This window comes from Microbispora sp. H10949, from assembly GCF_014161435.1.
GTDB classification, from domain to species: domain Bacteria; phylum Actinomycetota; class Actinomycetes; order Streptosporangiales; family Streptosporangiaceae; genus Microbispora; species Microbispora triticiradicis.
In genome coordinates, this window is sequence record NZ_JABBWZ010000008.1 from 226,716 (window position 1) to 245,663 (window position 18,948).

At 75.1% G+C, this 18,948-nt stretch carries 6 protein-coding genes; 2 read left to right on the plus strand and 4 right to left on the minus strand.

Features of this window, described 5'->3' with window-relative positions; all coding sequences use genetic code 11:
* Nucleotides 1-5: 5 nt before the first annotated feature.
* The 4 genes from HHX40_RS22335 to HHX40_RS22350 all read right to left on the minus strand — a co-directional run bounded on the left by HHX40_RS22335 (nucleotide 6) and on the right by HHX40_RS22350 (nucleotide 4,420).
* Entirely contained in the window at nucleotides 6-1,430 is a 1,425-nt protein-coding gene (locus HHX40_RS22335; RefSeq protein ID WP_182882177.1) for an aminobutyraldehyde dehydrogenase, read from the minus strand.
* Nucleotides 1,431-1,510: 80 nt separating this feature from the next.
* Complete coding sequence (locus tag HHX40_RS22340; protein ID WP_182882178.1) at nucleotides 1,511-2,575, minus strand: glucose-1-phosphate thymidylyltransferase; 1,065 nt, start codon at nucleotides 2,573-2,575, stop codon at nucleotides 1,511-1,513.
* On the minus strand, nucleotides 2,572-3,348 hold the full coding sequence (locus tag HHX40_RS22345) for an enoyl-CoA hydratase/isomerase family protein (protein ID WP_182882179.1): 777 nt from the start codon (nucleotides 3,346-3,348) through the stop codon (nucleotides 2,572-2,574). The genes HHX40_RS22340 and HHX40_RS22345 overlap by 4 nt, the downstream gene beginning before the upstream one ends.
* A gap of 4 nt (nucleotides 3,349-3,352) precedes the next feature.
* Nucleotides 3,353-4,420, minus strand: a complete 1,068-nt coding sequence (locus tag HHX40_RS22350) for a beta-ketoacyl-ACP synthase 3 (RefSeq protein ID WP_310738228.1) — start codon at nucleotides 4,418-4,420, stop codon at nucleotides 3,353-3,355.
* Between the two features lie 607 nt (nucleotides 4,421-5,027).
* On the opposite strand from HHX40_RS22350, the gene HHX40_RS22355 reads away from it, so the two are divergent.
* Both HHX40_RS22355 and HHX40_RS22360 read left to right on the plus strand, forming a co-directional pair.
* Complete coding sequence (locus HHX40_RS22355) at nucleotides 5,028-10,640, plus strand: type I polyketide synthase (RefSeq protein WP_182882181.1); 5,613 nt, start codon at nucleotides 5,028-5,030, stop codon at nucleotides 10,638-10,640.
* Between the two features lie 107 nt (nucleotides 10,641-10,747).
* Nucleotides 10,748-18,946 (plus strand): type I polyketide synthase, encoded by an 8,199-nt coding sequence (locus tag HHX40_RS22360; RefSeq protein ID WP_182882182.1) that lies wholly within the window; start codon nucleotides 10,748-10,750, stop codon nucleotides 18,944-18,946.
* Nucleotides 18,947-18,948: the final 2 nt, after the last annotated feature.

Here is an 18,948-nt window from a genome sequence, read left to right on the forward strand (position 1 = left end):
GCGGCTCAGGTGTGGCTGATCATCACGTGCTTGACGCGGGTGTAGGCGTCGAGGCCGTACCGGGACAGGTCCTTGCCGGTGCCCGAGTGCTTGAAGCCGCCGTGCGGCATCTCCGGGACGAACACCTGGTGGCAGTTGACCCAGACCGCGCCGAAGTCCAGCGCGGCGGACAGCCGCATGGCGCGCCCGGTGTCCCTGGTCCACACGCTGGAGGCGAGCCCGTAGTCGACGCCGTTGGCCAGGGCGACCGCCTCGTCCTCGCCCGCGAACGGCTGCACGGTCACCACCGGGCCGAAGACCTCCTGCTGCACGATCTCGTCGTCCTGGCGCACCCCGGCGACGACGGTCGGCGGGAAGAAGAAACCGGGACGGCCGAGCCTGCCGCCGCCGGCGACCACTCGGGCGTGCGCGGGCAGCCGGTCGAGGAAGCCCGCGACCCGCTCGGCCTGGTTCGCGTTGTTGGCCGGGCCGAGGAACACGTCCTCCTCGTCGGGATGCCCGACGAGGAGCGCCCGCGCGGCCTCGGCGAGCGCCTCGACGAACCCGTCGTACGCGCGCCGCTCCACGAGCACGCGGGTGACGGCGGTGCAGTCCTGCCCGGTGTTGAAGAACGCCGCCGAGGCGATGCCTGCCGCCGTCGCGGCCGGGTCGGCGTCGGCGAAGACCAGCGCGGGGGCCTTGCCGCCCAGCTCCAGGTGGACGTCCTTGAGGTCGCCCGCCGCGGCCGCCATCACCTCGGCTCCGGCCCGCGTGGACCCGGTGATCGCCACCATCTCCACCCCGGGATGGGCGACCAGCGCGCGGCCGGTGTCCCGGTCGCCGCACAGGACGTTGACCACGCCGGGCGGGAACACCCGCGCGCACATCTCACCCAGCAGCACGGTCGAGCCGGGTGTCGTGTCCGACGGCTTGAGCACCACCGTGTCGCCCGCCGCCAGCGCCGGGCCGATCTTCCAGGCGGCCATCATCAGCGGGTAGTTCCACGGCGTCACCTGCGCGACCACGCCGATCGGCTCGCGGCGCACGAACGAGGTGTGCCCCTCGGCGTACTCTGCGGCGCCGAGGCCCTCCAGCAGCCGTGCCGCTCCGGCGAAGTAGCGGACGGCGTCGACGGCCCCGTCCACGTCGACGCTCAGCGCGGTGCCGCGCGGCTTGCCGGTCGCCCGCACCTCGGCCTCGGCCAGCGCCTCCCTGTCCTCCGCCATCAGATCGGCCAGCTCCAGGAGCAGCCGCTGCCGCTCGGCCGGGGTGGTGCGCCGCCAGGCTCGGGCGGCCTCGGTGGCGGCCGCGACCGCCTGGTCCACGTCCTCGCCGCCCGAGCGGGCCGCCCGGGCGTACACCTTCTCGGTGGACGGGTCGACCAGGTCCATCCAGTCGCCGGACGCCGGCTCGCGGCTCTCCCCGGCGATGACGTTCCGTACCGTGTCCATAGCCGGTCTCCCTCGATGTCCAGGAGTCCCTACCCACGGCCGGCGTCTCCGAAGACGGCTTCCTCTCGGGCCGGCGGCCCTCACGAACTGATCTGCACCCGGCTGTGGTCTCCCAGGACCAGGCGGTGGGCCCGGGGCGTCTGCGCGGCCGGGGTGACCTCCACGTCCCGGCCGATGAGCGAGGCCTCGATCCGCCCGACCCCCGAGATGGCGGCGTCCCGCAGCACGATCGAGTACTCGATCTCGCTGGCGTCGATCCGGCACCGGTCGCCGATCGACGTGAAGGGCCCCACGTAGGAGTCCCGGATCACCGAACCGGCGCCGATGACGGCCGGGCCGACGATCCGCGAGCTGCTGACGTCGGCGCCCGCCTCGATCACCACACGCCCGATGATCTCGCTGTCCGTGACGACGCCGTCCTGCCGCGGCTCCAGGGACTCCAGCACCAGCCGGTTGACCTCCAGCATGTCGGCGACGTTGCCGGTGTCCTTCCAGTAGCCGGAGATCACCGTGGAGTCCACGCGCCGGCCGGAGTCCAGCAGCAGCTGGAGGGTCTCGGTGATCTCCAGCTCGCCGCGCGCGGAGGGCTTCAGCTCCGCGATCACCTCGTGCACCACCGGAGTGAACAGATAGACCCCGACGAGCGCCAGGTCGCTCTTGGGGCGGGCCGGTTTCTCCTCCAGGCCGACGACCCGGCCTCCGGCGTCCAGTTCGGCCACGCCGAACTGCCGGGGATCGGGCACCCGGGTGAGCATGATCTGCGCGTCCGGCCGCCGCTCGGCGAAGCCCCGCACGATGCCGGTGATGCCGCCGAGCACGAAGTTGTCGCCCAGGTACATGACGAACGGGTCGTCCCCGAGGAAGTCCCGGGCGATCAGCACCGCGTGCGCGAGCCCGAGCGGCGCCTCCTGCCGCAGGTAGGTCACCTCGATCCCGAACGCGGAGCCGTCCCCGACGGCCGCCTCGATCTCCGCGTGGGTGTCGCCCACCACGACGCCGACGTCGCGGATGCCCGCCTCCGCGATCGCCTCCAGGCCGTAGAAGAGCACCGGCCGGTTGGCCACGGGCACCAGTTGCTTGGCGTGGGTGTGCGTGATGGGACGCAGCCGCGTCCCGGAGCCGCCGGCCAGCACGATCGCCTTCATCGGCGCGTCCCCGGCCTGTCTCCCGCGGTGGCGAAGCGCTCGACCACCGCCGCCACGGCGGGGTCGGCGAACCGCGCCGACTGGTGCCGGGCCTCGAAGTCGAGTTGGTCGCGCAGCGTCGCCGCGAAACCCGCGTCGAGGAGCGCGCGGGTCGCGACGACGGCGGCGGGCGCGGCGGCCAGCCCCCGGGCCGTCGCGAGCGCCTGGTCCAGCAACTCGGCGTCGTCGACGCAGCGCCAGATCATGCCCCACCGCTCGGCCCGCTCGGCCGGGACGCGTTCGCCCGTCAGGGACATGCCCATGGCCCGGGCCCGTCCCACGACCCGGCCGAGGACCCAGGTCGCGCCGAGGTCGGGCACGCCGCCGAGAGGCACCACCTGGGGCAGGAGGAAGTACGCGGACCTGGCGGCGATGACCACGTCGGCGAGCAGCGCCAGGCCCACGGCGCCACCGGCGCACGGACCGTTGACCGCGGCGACCAACGGCAGCGGCAGGGCCTGCACCACCTCGGCCAGCGGCGCCATCGTCGCGGCCAGGTGGTGCGCGACCTCGGTGGGCAGGTCCTCGCTCGCCGCGAAGTCACGCAGGTCCGCCCCGGCGGAGAACGCGCGGCCCGCGCCGGTGAGGACGATCGCGCCCACGTCGGCGCGGGCGCCGAGCGACTCGAACTCCTTCCTGAGCCGGTTCATCAGCTCCCAGCTCAGGGCGTTGAGCCGCTCGGGGCGGTCCAGGGTCACGACGGCGACGCGGCCGGCGATCTCGGTACGCAGCATGGTCTCAGCCCCAGGCGTCGCCGGACGGGTCCGGCCCGAAGTGGCGGAGACAGACCGATCCCCAGAGGAAGCCGGCCCCGATCCCGGCCATGATCATGAGGTCTCCGTGGCGGACGGTGGTCTCCATCGCCTCGTGCAGCACCGTGAACATGCTGGCCGCTCCGGTGTTGCCGAGCCGCCCCACCGTCGTGGGCACGCGGTCCGCGGATATGCCGAGGCTCGACACCGTCTCGTTGATGATGTTCTGGTTGGCCTGGTGCAGGAGGAAGTGCCGTACGTCCTCCAGGCCGACTCCGGCGCGCAGGGCGGCCTGCCTGATGCTGCCCGGCAGTTGACCGGTGGCCATGTCCCAGACGGCCCTGCCGTTCATCTTCAGGAACTGGCCGCGTTCGTCCACCGTCTCGGGGCTGGTCGGACGGCGGGAACCGCCCGCGGGGATCTGCACCTCGTAGGAGAGTGCGGAGCCGGTGTGCCAGGACAGCAGCCCGAAGCCGCTCGCCGTCGGCCGCAGCAGCGCGGCTCCGGCGGCGTCGCCGAAGAAGACCCGGGTCCCGCGGTCCAGCGGGTCGGTCAGCCGGGACCCGGCGTCGGCTCCGATTACCAGGATGTTGCGGAAGGCGTCGTTCTGCAGCAGGTGCGCGGCCAGGAGGATCGCGTGGATGCCGCCCGCGCAGGCCGACTGCGAGAGGTCGAGCGGAAGCGCGCGCCGCGCGCCGAGCGCCTCGGCGACGATCAGCGCGGTGGAGGGGAGCGGCTGGTCGGGGGTGAACGTGGCGATGATGACGACGTCGAGGTCGCCGGCGTCCACCCCGGACCGGTCGAGCGCCTGCCGTGCCGCGGCGATGCCCATGTCGGACGTGGCCATGCCCTCGGTGAGGAAGCGCCGCTGCCTGATCCCGATCCGGGAGGTGATCCACTCGTCGGAGGTGTCCAGTGTCTCGGCCAGGTCGTCGTTGGTCACGACCTGCTCGGGCACGTAGAGCCCGGTCGCGCCGATGCCGACAGGGCGGGTGAGCGGTGTCGCGGCGCCGGCGATCGCCGGCGCCTCATCCAGACGGAACGTTCTCTGCACGTGTTGTCTCCGATCTGTCATCCCGGCGCACCGAGGGGGCGACACCGTCAGCCCCGTATCGCGCTCGGCATGACGAGCCCCCGTCGCCCCGGTTCCGGCCCTGAGGCGGGAGTGGGCGTCCGGCCGTCTCCGCCCGCGTGGGCGGGCGTCGGTTCGGACTCGACGCCTGTTTCCCCGCGCCCATGGTTCGCGTGCTGCTGGGAAAGCTAGCACCGAATTGTCGGGTGAACCACGCACTTTTGTGCCGCGTTTTTCCGGCATGACCGGCAGTTTTTTTCTGCCGTCGAAACCGCGTGGTCCGCCCCGGCCCGGCCGATGAGCATGGTCGGCGGCCGCTTTTCCAAGCGTGGTGCCGACCGGCAGAACGGGGGGCCGGATCGGCGGCGGTTCCGCTGAACTTACTGGTCAGACGCTTGGCGGGCCTCGCCTTTCCCAGGCGTGCGCCCGAAGGTCCGGGGCCGCCGGAAAAAGTGTGTCGTCCAGGTTTCGCGATTCTGCCGCCTGAACCGCATTGTTAGGGCGGGGCCGGACTGCGAATCATTCGGTTTCGAAACGGGGCGGTTGTCGGGCGGCCGGCCGTGGAGCACGAGGGTGTGGGGGCGACGCGATGACCGACGAACAGAAATACCTGGACTATCTCCGGCGCGCCACGGCCGAGATGCAGGATCTGCGGGAGCGGCTGCGCGCGGCGGAGGAACGCGAGCACGAGCCGATCGCCATCGTGGGCATGGGCTGCCGCTACCCGGGCGGGGTGGGCTCGCCGCAGGACCTGTGGGACGTGGTGTCCGGCGGACGCGACGTGGTGTCGGAGTTCCCGCGCGACCGCGGCTGGGACGTCGCGGGACTGTACGACCCGGAGCCCGGCAGCCCGGGCAGGACCTACTCGCGCCACGGCGGTTTCCTGCACGACGCCGCGATGTTCGACGCCGGTCACTTCGGCATCAGCCCGCGCGAGGCGCCCTCGATCGATCCGCAGCATCGGCTGCTCCTCGAATGCTCCGCCGAGGCCTTCGAACGGGCCGGCCTGGACCCCGGCTCGCTCCGCGGCAGCAGGACCGGCGTCTTCAACGGGGTCATGCCGAACGAGTGGTCCGGTCAGATGGGCAGTCTCGCCTCCGGACGCGTCGCGTACGCCTTCGGTCTCGAAGGACCGGCGGTCACCGTGGACACCGCGTGCTCGTCGTCACTGGTGGCGCTGCACCTCGCCTGCCAGGCGCTGCGGAACGGCGAGTGCTCGCTCGCCCTGGCGGGCGGCGCGACGGTGATCGTGGCGCCGGACACGTTCCTGGAGTTCAGCAGGCAGCGGGGCCTCTCCCCGGACGGGCGGTGCAAGTCGTTCGCCGACTCGGCGGACGGCACCGGGCTGGCCGAGGGCGCCGGTGTCCTGCTGCTGGAGCGGCTGTCGGACGCCAGGAAGCACGGCCACCCGGTGCTGGCCCTCGTCCGCGGGTCCGCAGTCAACCAGGACGGCCGGTCGAACGGCCTCACGGCGCCCAACGGGCCCGCCCAGCAGAGGGTCATCCGCCAGGCGATGAACGCCGCCGGGCTGTCGGCGGCGGACGTGGACGTCGTCGAGGGGCACGGGACGGGCACGCGGCTGGGCGACCCGATCGAGGTGCAGGCGATCCTGGCGACCTACGGCCGGAACCGGCCCGCGGACCGGCCGCTGCTGCTGGGTTCGATCAAGTCCAACATCGGCCACACCCAGGCCGCCGCCGGCGTGGCGGGAGTGATCAAGATGGTGCTGGCGATGCGCGCCGGCGTGGTGCCGCCCACGCTGCACGTGGACGAGCCGTCCCGGCAGGTGGACTGGTCCGGAGGAGCGGCGACGCTGGTGCTGGAGCCGACCCCGTGGCCGGAGACGGGCAGGCCGCGCCGGGCCGCCGTGTCGTCGTTCGGGCTCAGCGGCACCAACGGGCACGTCATCCTCGAACAGCCGCCGGCCGGTGACGACGCGCCGCCCGTCACGGGCACGCCGGCGTTGCCGTGGATGCTGTCCGCGCGGACCGAGGAGGCGCTGCGGGGCTACGCCGACAAGTTGCGCGCGTACGCGGTCGCCCATCCCGAGGTGGAGCCGGCCGACATCGCCGCCGCCCTGACGCGGCGTCCCCTGATGGCGCACAGAGCCGCCGTCCTGGCCGCGGACCGCGAGAGTCTCGTAGGCGGACTGACGGCGCTGGCCAGGGGCGAGCAGGCGGCCGGCGTGGTCCACGCCCAGGCGTCGCCGGGCCGGCTCGCCGTGATGTTCTCCGGGCAGGGCTTCCAGCGGGCGCGCATGGGCCGCGAGCTGCACGCCGCCTTCCCCGTCTTCGCCGACGCCTTCGACGCGGTCTGCGCCGAGCTGGACGAGCACCTCGACCGCCCGGTGAGGTCCGTGGTCTTCGCCCGCCCGGACACCGCGGAGGCGCGGCTGCTCGACCGGACCGACTACACCCAGGCCGCGACGTTCGCCCTGGAGATCGCGCTGTACCGGCTGCTGGAGAGCTTCGGCGTCCGGCCCGGCTTCCTGATCGGGCACTCGGTCGGCGAACTGGCCGCCGCCCATGTCGCGGGCGTGCTCTCGGCGGCCGACGCCGCCCGCGTCGTCGCGTACCGCGGCAGGCTGATGCGGGAACTGCCCGGCGGCGGGGCGATGCTCGCCGTCGCGGCCCCCGAGGCGTGGGTCCTGGAGCGGCTCGCGTTCCTCGGCGCCGACGTGAGCCTGGCGGCGGTGAACGGCCCCGCCGCGGTCGTGGTCTCCGGCGAGGAGGCGGCGGTCGCGAAGGTCGCCGCCGACTGCCGCGCCCAGGGCGTCCGCGCCCGGCCGCTCCGCGTGTCCCACGCCTTCCACTCGGCGCTGATGGAGCCGATGCTCGCCGGGTTCGCCGACGTGCTGGCGTCGGTCGCGTTAGCTCCGCCCAAGCTGCCGGTGGTGTCGACCGTGACCGGGACGCCGCTCGGCGACGACGAGGCGACCTCGGCCGGCTACTGGCTGTCGCAGGTGCGGCGTACGGTCAGGTTCGGCGACGGCGTCCGGTGGCTGCGCGCCCAGGGCGTGACCCGCTTCCTGGAGGTCGGGCCGGACGGCGGGCTGACGACCGCCGCGCGGGACGTGGCCGACGCCCACCCCGGCCCGGACTCCGGCTCGGACGTGACGCCGATGTTCCAGGCGGCGCTGCGGCGGGGGCGGCCGGAGACCGAGTCGTTCCTGAACGCCCTGGCCGTGGCGCACACCCACGGCGTCGCCGTGGACTGGTCGCCGGTGGTCCCCGGGGAGACGCGCCGGCTCGACCTGCCGACGTACGCCTTCCAGCGGCGGCGCTACTGGCAGGACGACACGGCGGCGCCGAGGGACCCGAGCGGGTTCGGGCTCGGTGCCGTCGACCACCCGCTGCTGAGCGCGGCGGCGGACGTCCCCGGCACCGGCGACCTGGTCCTCACCGGGCGGATCTCCCTGGACACCCACCCGTGGATCGGCGACCACGCGATATGGGACGTCGCGCTGGTGCCCGGCGCGGCCCTCGTCGAACTGGCCGCCCAAGCAGGTGAGCCGGCGGGCTGCGGGCGGGTCCGGGAACTGGTCCTGCGGGCGCCGCTGGCGCTGCCGGAGCGTACGGCGGTGCTGTTGCGGCTGGTCGTGGGGCCGCCGGACGACCAGGGGGAGCGCGCGATCGGCATGTACTCCCGGCCGGAGGACGACGCGGACGCGACCTGGGTCTGCCACGCCTCCGGTGTCCTCGCCCCCGAGATCGCTGAGGCACCCGAACCTTCGGAGGCCGCGACGGAGCGCGAATGGCCTCCGGCCGGCGCGGTCGCGGTGGAGCTGGACGACGCCTACCACCGCCTGGCGTCGAGCGGATACACCTACGGGCCCGCCTTCCGCGGGCTCCGGGCGGTGTGGCGGCGTGGCGAGGAGATTTTCGCCGAGGTCGCGCTCCCCGAGGACCAGCAGGCGCGGGCCGGGAGGTTCGCCGTGCATCCGGCGCTGCTGGACGCCGCCCTGCAGGCGGCGGTCGTGGACGGCCTGGGCGCCGCCGATGAGGAGTCGCCGGCCCGGCTGCCGTTCTCCTGGCACGACGTGACCCTGCACGCCGCCGGGGCGGTGGCGCTGCGGGTCCGGCTCACCCCGGCCGGCCCGGACGCGCTGACGCTCGCGGCGTACGACCCCTCGGGCCGTCCCGTGGTCACGGTCGGCACGCTGGTGCTGCGGCCGGCGTCGGCCGAGCAGGTGAGCGCGGGCCTGCCCCGTGACGACTCGCTGTTCACCGTGGACTGGGCGCCGGCCGGACCCGCGCCGCAGGATCCGTCCGGCGTGCCGCACGGCGGCTGGGCGTCCGTCGGAGCCGACGACGTACGCGTGACGGACGCCCTGCGGTCGTCGTGGGGCGACAGCCGCTGGCACCCCGACATCGCCGCCCTGCGGGAGGCCGTCGCCGCCGGGGAACCGGCTCCCGCGCTGGCCGTCGTCCTGTGCGAACCGCCCACCGGGGAAGCACAGGTCATCGACGAAGCACGGGCCACCGGGGAGGCACGGGTCACTGAGGAAGCACGGGTCACCGAGGAAGCACGGGCCGCCGGGGACGTCCCGGCCGGCGTGCTCGGCACCGCCACCGGAACGCTGGCGCTCGTGCAGTCGTGGCTGGCCGACGATCGGCTCGCGTCGTCGCGGCTGGTGATCGTCACCCGGGGCGCGACGGCGGCCGGGGGACGGGTCCCGGACCTGGCCGGCGCTGCGGTCTGGAGCATGCTGAGGTCGGCGCAGACCGAGCATCCGAACCGGTTCCTGCTCGTGGACCTCGACGACGAGGAGGCGTCGGTCCGGTCGCTGCCCGCCGTCGCCGTCCTGGACGAGCCGCAGGTCGCGATCCGCGACGGCGAGCCGCTGGTGCCGCGGCTGACCCGCGCCGGGACGCCGGAGCCGCCGCCCGCCCTCGCCGACCCGGACGGGACCGTCCTGATCACCGGCGGCACCGGCGCGCTGGGCACGGCCGTGGCCCGGCACCTGGTGACCGCGCACGGCGTCCGGCACCTGCTGCTGGCCGGGCGCCGCGGCCGGCTGGAGCCGGCCGTCGAGGCGGAGCTCACGGAACTCGGCGCGGACGTGGACGTCGTCGCCTGCGACGTCGCCGACCGCGACAGCGTGGCCCGGCTGCTCCGGGAGATCCCCCGGGAGCGCCCGCTGACGGCCGTCGTCCACGCCGCCGGCGTCCTCGACGACGGGACCGTCGAGACGCTGACCCGCGCGCGGCTGGAGGGCGTGCTGCGGGCCAAGGCCGACGCGGCGTGGCACCTGCACGAGCTGACCCGGGACGCGGACCTGCGATCGTTCGTGCTGTTCTCCTCGCTGGCCGGGACGTTCGGCACGCCCGGGCAGGCCAACTACGCGGCGGCCAACGGGTTCCTGGACGCACTCGCGGAACGCCGGCGGGCGGACGGCCTCGCGGGACTCTCGATCGTCTGGGGCGCCTGGGAGAACGGCGGCATGGCCGGCCGGATCGCCGAGGCCGACCGCACCCGGATGGCCCGTGCCGGGGTCGAACCCCTGTCGGCGGACGACGGGCTCGCGCTGTTCGACCGCGCGAACGCGGCCGGTGCCGCCGCGGTCGTCGCGGCCCGGCTCGACCTCGGGAGGCTGCGGAAGGAGGCGGTCCGCTTCGACCAGGTGCCGCCACTGCTGCGCGGCCTGATCCGGCGGCCGAAGACGCGGGCGGGGACGCCGGGCGCCCAGGCCGAGGCGCTGCGCGCCCGGCTGGCGGAACTGCCGGAACAGGACCGGCTGCGCGAGGTGCTCGGTCTCGTGCGCGAGCACGTCGCCGCCGTGCTCGGACACGCCGCGGCGGCCTCCGTCGAGACCGACCGGGGGTTCCTCGACATGGGCATGGACTCGCTGATGGCGGTGGAGCTCCGCAACCGCCTGGGCGCGGTGACGGGCCTGCGACTGCCCTCCACGCTGGTCTTCGACTACCCGAGCGTCCAGGCGGTGGCGGGTTACCTGGTGGCGGCGCTGCTGCCCGAGGCCGCGCCGGACACCGGGCGGACCGCCGAGGACGACGCGATCAGGAAGGTCCTCGCGACGCTTCCGGTGGCCCGGCTGCGGGCGTCCGGCCTGCTGGACGCGCTGATGGGGCTGGCCGACGACCCGCTCGGGCAGGACCCGCCGCAGGACGACGGCGAACTCGCCATCAAGGAGATGGCCGTGGCCGACCTGGTGGCCCGCGCCTACGAACGAGCCGGCTCGTAGACCCGCACTCCTCCCGGCCGTTGACGTCCCGCCGCCGTGCCCACGCCGTGCCCCAAGCGGTGCCCCTTGCCGTACCCCAGCAGTGCCCGAAGGAGCGATGAGACACCATGCCGTCCGACTCTCACCCGTCCCCGAACGGGCACCCGACCCCGAGCGGACACCCGACGAACGGGCAGCCGACGCTGTGGGGGCTGTCCGCCCCCTACGCGGGCGCTCTGCGCGCCCAGGCCCGGCTCCTCCTCGGACACCTCGGCGGCGGCGGCCACCAACCCGGTGACCGACCCGGTGACCAGGAATGGCGCCCGGCCGACGTCGGGTGGTCGCTGGCCCGCGCCGGCGCCGGGGGCGCCCACCGGGCGGCCATCGCCGGCGACGACCCCGCGGCCTTCCTGGAGGCGCTGCGGGCGCTCGCCGAGGGAGGCGGCGCCCCGGGGCTGGCCGAAGGGCGCGCCCACCCCGGCGGGGTCGTGTTCGTGTTCCCCGGCAACGGCTCGCAGTGGCAGGGCATGGCGGTCGACCTGCTCGCGTCCTCGCCGGTCTTCCTGGCCCGCATGGAGGAGTGCGCCCGCGCGCTGGAGCCGTACGTCGACTGGGCGCTTCTCGACGTGCTGCGCGGCGCGCCCGGCGCGCCCCGGCTGGACCGCACGGACGTGATCCAGCCCGCGTTGTTCGCGACGATGGTCTCGCTCGCCGACCTGTGGCGGTCGTACGGCGTCGAGCCGTCGGCCGTGCTCGGCCACAGCCTGGGGGAGATCGCCGCCGCGGTGGTCGCCGGGGCGCTGACCCTGGAGGACGGGGCGCGGGTGGTCGCCCTCTGGAGCCAGGCGATGCTCCCCATGACCGGCCACGGGGAGATGGTCTCGGTGCTGGCGTCGGCGGACGACATCTCCGCCCGCGTCGGCGCGTACGGCGGTCGGCTGGAGATCGGTGTTCTGAACGGCCCGCAGTCGGTGCTGGTCTCCGGTGACCTGGACGCGGCGCGGCAGTTGGTCGAGGAGCTCACCGCGGACGGCTTCCGCGTCAGGGCCACCGGCACGAACCTCGCGGTGCACTCGCCGCACATCGACGCGATCACCCCGGACCTCCACGGCAGGCTGCTCCCGATCCGGCCGCGGCGCGCCCGCATCCGCTTCTACTCGTCGCTGCTGGGCGGCGTGCTGCCCGACGACGTGCCACTGGACGCGGGCTACTGGTGCCGGAACATCCGCGAGCCCGTCCGGTTCGAGGAGGCCACGCGGGCGGCGCTGGACGACGGGTACGGCGTGCTGCTGGAGGTCAGCGTGCACCCGGTGCTGACCGGGGCGGTGCGCCAGACCGTCGAGGCCACCGGCGCCGCCGTGCCGGTCCGCGCGTCGCTCCGCCGCGACCAGGCCGACCTCGGCAGGGTCATGCGCGCGCTGGGCGAGCTGCACGTCGACGGCGTGCCGCTGGAGTGGGACGCCGTGTACGCCGGGCACGAGCCCCGCGAGGTCGCCCTGCCGGAGACCGCGGCCGCCGTGGAGGAGGAGGACGACCGGCCGTCCCTGGGCGCGCGCCTGGCGGAGCTGACCGAGACCGGACAGCGTGCGCTGCTGCTCGACCTGGTGGGCCGGGAGCTCGCGGCGCTGCTCGGCACGCCCGGCCCGATCCCGCCCGACCGCCAGTTCCGGGACCTCGGATTCGACTCGGTGACCGCCCTGGAGATCCGCGGCCGGCTCATGGAGGCGACGGGCACGCGGCTGCCCGCGACCATGGTGTTCGACTACCCGACGCCCGGCGAGCTCGCCGAGTTCCTGCGCGTCACGCTGGCGGGCGCGGAGCCCTCCGGCGCCGTGGCGCCCGTGGCCGCCGCGGACGACGACCCCGTCGTGATCGTCGGAGCCGGGTGCCGTTACCCCGGCGGGATCCGCGGGCCCGAGGACCTCTGGACCCTCGTCAGTGACGGAGCCGACGCCATGGGGCGGTTCCCGGACAACCGGGGATGGGACCTCGACGGCTCCTACGACGACCAGACGCGCCGGGCCGGGACGCACTACCAGCGCGAGGCCGGCTTCCTGCACGACGCCGACCTGTTCGACGCCGACTTCTTCGGGATCAGCCCGCGTGAGGCCCTCGCGATGGACCCGCAGCAGCGGCTGCTGCTGGAGACCTCCTGGGAGGCGTTCGAGCGGGCCGGCATCGTGCCGGCCTCCCTGCGCGGCAGCGCGACCGGCGTGTTCGTCGGCGCGATGACCGTCGACTACAGCGCGCGCCTGGAGCGGCACCCCGACCTGGAGGGATACGTCCTCACCGGGAACACCGCCAGCGTCCTGTCCGGCCGGGTCTCCTATCTCTACGGTTTCGAGGGGCCGTCGGTCACCGTGGACACGGCGTGCTCGTCGTCGTTGGTCGCGCTGCACCTCGCCGTACAGGCGGTGCGGCGCGGCGAGTGCGGCCTGGCGCTGGCCGCCGGGGTGGCCGTCAACGCGAGCCTCAACATCTTCAAGGAGTTCGCGCGGCTGAACACGCTCGCTCCGGACGGCCGGTGCAAGCCGTTCTCCGACGACGCCGACGGGTTCGGCATCTCCGAGGGCGTCGGAGTGCTCCTGCTGGAGCGGCTCTCGGACGCCCGGCGGAACGGCCACGAGGTGCTGGCCGTGATCAGGGGGTCGGCGGTCAACCAGGACGGCGCGTCCAACGGGCTCGCGGCGCCGAACGGCCCCTCCCAGCAGCGGGTGATCCGCGGCGCGCTCGCCGACGCCGGGCTCCACCCGTCCGAGGTCGACGTGGTCGACGCGCACGGCACCGGCACCCGGCTGGGCGACCCGATCGAGGCCCAGGCGCTGATGGCGACGTACGGGCGGGACCGCGACCGGCCGCTGCTGCTGGGCTCGCTGAAGTCGAACCTCGGCCACACCCAGGCCGCCGCCGGCGTCGGCGCGGTCATCAAGATGGTCGAGGCCATGCGGCACGGGGTGGCTCCCCGGACCCTGCACGTGTCCGCGCCCAACTCGCACGTGGACTGGTCGGAAGGCGGAGTTTCGCTGCTGACCGAGCGGGTCCCCTGGCCGGAGACCGGACGGCCGCGCCGGGCCGGTGTGTCGTCCTTCGGCGTCAGCGGGACCAACGCGCACGTGGTGCTGGAGCAGGCGCCAGACCTCGACTCCAACCTCGATCCCGACTCAGAGCCGGGGACCGCCGCCGTCGCGGACCCGCCCGGCCCGCCGCCCGGGCCGGTCACGGTGACCCTGTCGGCCCGCGGCCCGGCCGCCCTGCGCGGGCAGGCCGCGCGGCTGCGGTCGTGGCTGGAGTCCCGGCCGGACGTGCCGCTCGCGGACGTCGCCCTGGAGCTGAGGGCGGCGCGCTCCCCTATGGACCACCGGGCCGCCGTGGTGGCCGCCGACCACGGCGAACTGACGCGCGCACTGTCCGCGCTCGCCGAAGACGCCCCCGACTTCGGCCTCGTGTCCGGCGTCGCACGGCGGTCCGGTGCGGTGTTCGTGTTCCCCGGCCAGGGCGGCCAGTGGCCGGGGATGGGGGCCGGCCTGCTGCGCTCGTCCCCGGAGTTCGCCGCCGCCGTACGGGCGTGCGACGAGGCGCTGGCCCCGTGGACCGGTTACTCGGTCCTGGACGTCCTGTCGGGCTCGCCGGACGCGCCGGGCCTGGACCGGGTCGACGTCGTCCAGCCCGTCCTGTGGGCGGTGATGGTGTCGCTGGCCGAGGTGTGGCGCGCCCACGGCGTGGTGCCCGCCGCGGTGGTGGGCCACTCGCAGGGCGAGATCGCCGCGGCGTGCGTGGCCGGGGCGCTGTCGCTCCGGGACGCGGCGAAGGTGGTCGCGCTGCGCAGCCGCGCGCTGCGGGACCTGTCCGGATCGGGGGCGATGGCCTCGGTCGCGGCGCCCGTGGACGTGGTGGAGCGGCTGCTGTCCCCCTGGGGTGAGGCCCTGTCGGTGGCCGCGGTGAACAGCCCGCTGTCGACCGTGGTGGCCGGTGAGGCCGGGGCGCTGGGGGAGTTCGTGGACCGGTGCGCGGCCGACGGGGTCCGCGTCCGCCGGATCCAGGTGGACTACGCCTCCCACTCCCCGCAGATGGAACAGGTGCGGGAGACGCTGCTGGCCGAGCTCGCCGACGTCGAGCCCCGCGCGTCCGCCGTGAGCTTCTACTCGACGGTGACCGGAGACCTGCACGACACCTCCGGGCTCGACGCCGCCTACTGGTACGAGAACCTGCGCGGGCGGGTGCGGTTCGCCGACGTCTGCGCGCGGCTGATGAGCGGGGGCCGGGACTTCTTCGTCGAGTGCGGCCCGCATCCCGTGTTGACCATGGCGATCGAGGAGTGCGCGGAGGCGGTGGAGGGCGCGGGGGCGCGGCCCGTCGCGATTCCGACGCTGCGCCGCGACGAGGACGGGCCCGCCGCCCTGCGGACCGCGCTGGCGCGGGCCTGGGTGAACGGCGCGCCCGTCACCTGGGACGAGGATCGCCTGCCGCGCCCGGTGCGGCGGCTCGGGCTCCCCACGTACGCGTTCCAGCGGGAGCGCTACTGGGCCGAGACGGGCGGGGCGCGGTCCGCCGGAGCCGGCGCCCTCGGCCTGACCCCCACGGAACACCCGCTGATCGGCGCGGCCACCGAGATCGCCGACGACGGCGGGGTGCTGTTGTCGGGCCGTCTGTCGGCCCGGTCGCAGCCGTGGCTGGCCGACCACGTGGTGTCCGGTTCGGTGCTGTTCCCGGGCACCGGATTCGTGGAGCTCGCGGTGCGCGCGGGCGACGAGGTCGGCTGCGGGCAGGTGGAGGAGCTGACGCTGGAGGCCCCGCTGGTCCTGCCGGCCGACGGAGACGTGCGCCTGCAGGTCCGCGTCGGCCCGGCCGACTCGGGACGCCGCGGCGTGTCGGTGCACTCCGCGGGCGGGGACGGCGGGTGGACCCGGCACGCCACCGGGGTGCTCGGCCCGGTGGCGGCGGCGTACGAGGAACTGCGGACCTGGCCGCCGCGCGACGCGGCGCCGGTGGCCGTCGACGGGTTGTACGACCTGCTGGCCGAGCGGGGCTACGGGTACGGCCCGGCGTTCCGCGGGCTGCGCGCGGCGTGGCGGCGGGGGGACGAGGTCTTCGTCGAGGCGGCCCTGCCGGAGGACGCCGCCCGTGGCGCGGACGGCTTCGGGCTGCACCCCGCACTGCTCGACACGGCGATGCACGGGCTGTTCCTCGGCGAATTCCTTCCCGGGGACGACACCTGGTTGCCGTTCTCGTGGCGGGGAGTCTCGCTCGCGGCGTCCGGCGCGACCGACGTGCGGGCCCGGCTGTCGCCCGCGGGGCGCGACGCCGTCCGGGTCGTGGTCGCCGACGGCGCGGGGAGCCCGGTCCTGTCGGCGGAGTCCATGGTCCTGCGGCCGGTGCCGAAGTCGCGGCTGCTCGCCTCCGGCCTGGCCGACTCGCTCTACACCCTGGGCTGGACGCCCCTCGACTCCGCCGCCGGCCCTGCTCCGGACCATGCTCAGGATCGGCCCGGCACGTCCGGCTGGGCCGTTCTCGGTCCGGGCGGGCCCGGACTGGCCGAGGATCTCGGCGTCGCCCGCCACGCCGGTCTCCGGGAGCTCATCGACACGCTCGGCTCCGGCGCGCCGGTCCCGGACGTCGTGCTGCTGCCCGTCACGCCGGCGGTCCCGGGCGACGCCTCCGGCGTCGGGGAATCGCTCCGGGACCTGCTCTCCACCCTGCGGTCGTGGCTCGGCGAGCCGCGCCTCCGCGGGTGCGCGCTCCTCGTGCTTACCGAGAACGCGGTGCGCACCGAGAACGCGGTGGAGATCGGCGACGCCGGTCCCACGCCCGCGGCGGCCGCCGTCTGGGGGTTCGTCCGCGGCGCGCGGGAGGAGCACCCCGGGCGCTTCCTGCTCGGCGACGTCGCCGGCGCGACCGGCCGGGCGCTGCGCGCCGCGGTGGCGTCCGGCGAGCCGGAGTTCGCCGTACGCGGGGACACGGTCCTGGTCCCCAGGCTGGCCCGCGTGGCCGCGGACGAGACGCTGACGCCTCCCGGCGACGGCGCGCCGTGGCGCCTGTCAGTGGCGGGGGAGCGCGGCACGTTCGACGACCTGGCGCTCGTGCCGTCCCCGGAGGCGGCGCGGGACCTGGCACCCGGCGAGGTGCGGATCGAGGTGCGCGCGGCCGGGCTCAACTTCCGCGACGTGGTCGTCTCCCTGCGGATGGTGCCGGGCCAGGAGGGCATCGGCACCGAAGGCGCCGGCGTCGTCGTCGAGACCGGCCCGGCGGTGACCGGGCTGGCGCCGGGAGACCGGGTGATGGGGATCCTCCCAGACGCCTTCGGCTCCTCCGTCGTCGTCGACCACCGTCACGTCGTACGGATGCCGGACGGCTGGACGTTCGAGCGCGGAGCCTCGGTGCCGGCGGCCTTCCTGACCGCCCTGCACGGCCTGCGCGACGTAGCGGGACTGTCGGCGGGGGAGACGGTGTTGGTGCACGCCGCCGCGGGCGGCGTGGGGACGGCGGCGGTGCAGGTGGCCGCCGCGCTCGGCGCGCGCGTCCTCGCCACGGCTCATCCGGGCAAGTGGCCCGCCCTGAACGCCGCGGGTATCGCGGACGAACGGCTCGCCTCGTCCCGCTCGCCGGAGTTCGAGGAGCGGTTCCTGGCCGCCACCGGCGGCGCCGGGGTGGACGTTGTGCTGAACTCCCTGACCGGTGAGCTCGTGGACGCCTCGCTCCGGCTGCTGGGCTCCGGCGGCCGGTTCGTCGAACTGGGCAAGACCGACATCCGGGATGCCGCCGAGGTCGAAGCCGCCCACCCGGGCGTGCGGTACCAGGCGATCGACCTGAGCCGGGCCGATCCCGGCCTGGTCCGGCGCCTGCTGACCGAGCTGGTGGACCTGTTCGAGAAGGGGACACTGACGCCGCCGCCCGTCCGGACGCTGGACGTGCGGCGCGCGCCCGAGGCGTTCCGGTTCATGAGCCAGGCACGGCACGTCGGGAAGATCGTGCTGCGCATGCCGCGCCGCCGGGACCCGCGCGGCACCGTGCTGATGACCGGCGCCACCGGGATGGCCGGCCGGGTGATCGCCCGGCACCTCGTGACCGCCGGCGGCGTCCGCCGCCTCGTGCTGGTGAGCAGGCGCGGGACATCGGCCCCGGGCGCGGCGGAGCTGGCCGCCGAACTCGCCGGGCTCGGCGCGGTGGTCGCCGTCGAGGCGTGCGACGCCGCCGACAGGGAGGCCATCGCGGCGGTGCTGGCAAGGATCCCGGCGGAGCACCCCCTCACCGCCGTGGTGCACGCGGCCGGTGTGCTCGACGACGCGGTGCTGGACACGCTGACCCCCGCGCAGATCGACGCGGTCCTGCGGCCGAAGGCGGACGGCGCGCTGGTCCTGCACGAGCTCACCGCGGGCCTGGACCTGGCGGAGTTCGTGCTGTTCTCCTCGGCCGCCGGGCTGACCGGAAGCGCCGGGCAGGCCCACTACGCCGCGGCGAACACCTTCCTGGACGCGCTGGCGCAGCACCGGCGCTCCCGGGGACTGCCGGCCACCTCGATCGCGTGGGGCCTGTGGGCCGAGCAGAGTGAGATGACGGCCCGGGCCGACCACGGCCGGCTCGCCCGCCTCGGCCTGCTGCCCATGACCGGAGAGCAGGCGGCGGGGCTGTTCGACGTCGCCACCGGCCTGGACCACGCGCTGGCACTCGCCGCGAGGGTGTCGACGGCCGGCCTGCGCGGGCAGGCGGCGAGCGGCACGCTCTCACCGCTCTGGCGGGGCCTGGTACGTACGGCCGCCCGGCCGGAGGCGGGCACGGCAGGCGGACCGGGAGACGGTCTGGGCGGCGCCTCGCTCACCCACCGGCTGGCCGGGCTCCCGGACGGCGAGCGCCGCCGGACGCTCCTCACCCTCGTGCGCGCCCACGCCGCCACCGTGCTGGGACGTGCGTCCGGCGCGACGATCGACCCCGGCCGCGGGTTCCTCGACCTCGGCTTCGACTCGCTCAGCGCGGTGGAGTTCCGCAACCGGCTCAGCGCGGCCACCGGCCTGCGGCTGCCGTCCACCCTCATCTTCGATCACCCGAACCCGGAGGTCCTGGCCGGATACCTCGTCACCGAGCTGGCGCCGGCGGATCAGCCGGGGGACCGGCCGGCGGCGCCCGGCGGCGACGGCGAGGAGGCCGAGCTGCGCCGCCTGCTGGCGTCCATCCCGCTGGAGCGGCTCCGGCAGGCCCGGCTGGTGGACGTCCTGCGCGAGCTGGCCGGCCGTACGGAGGAGGCGCCGGAGACGGTGCCGCGGGCGGACGAGAGCGCGATCGACGAGATGAGTGTGGACGAACTGCTCAAGCTGGCCCCCGGGATGAGCGCGTGAAC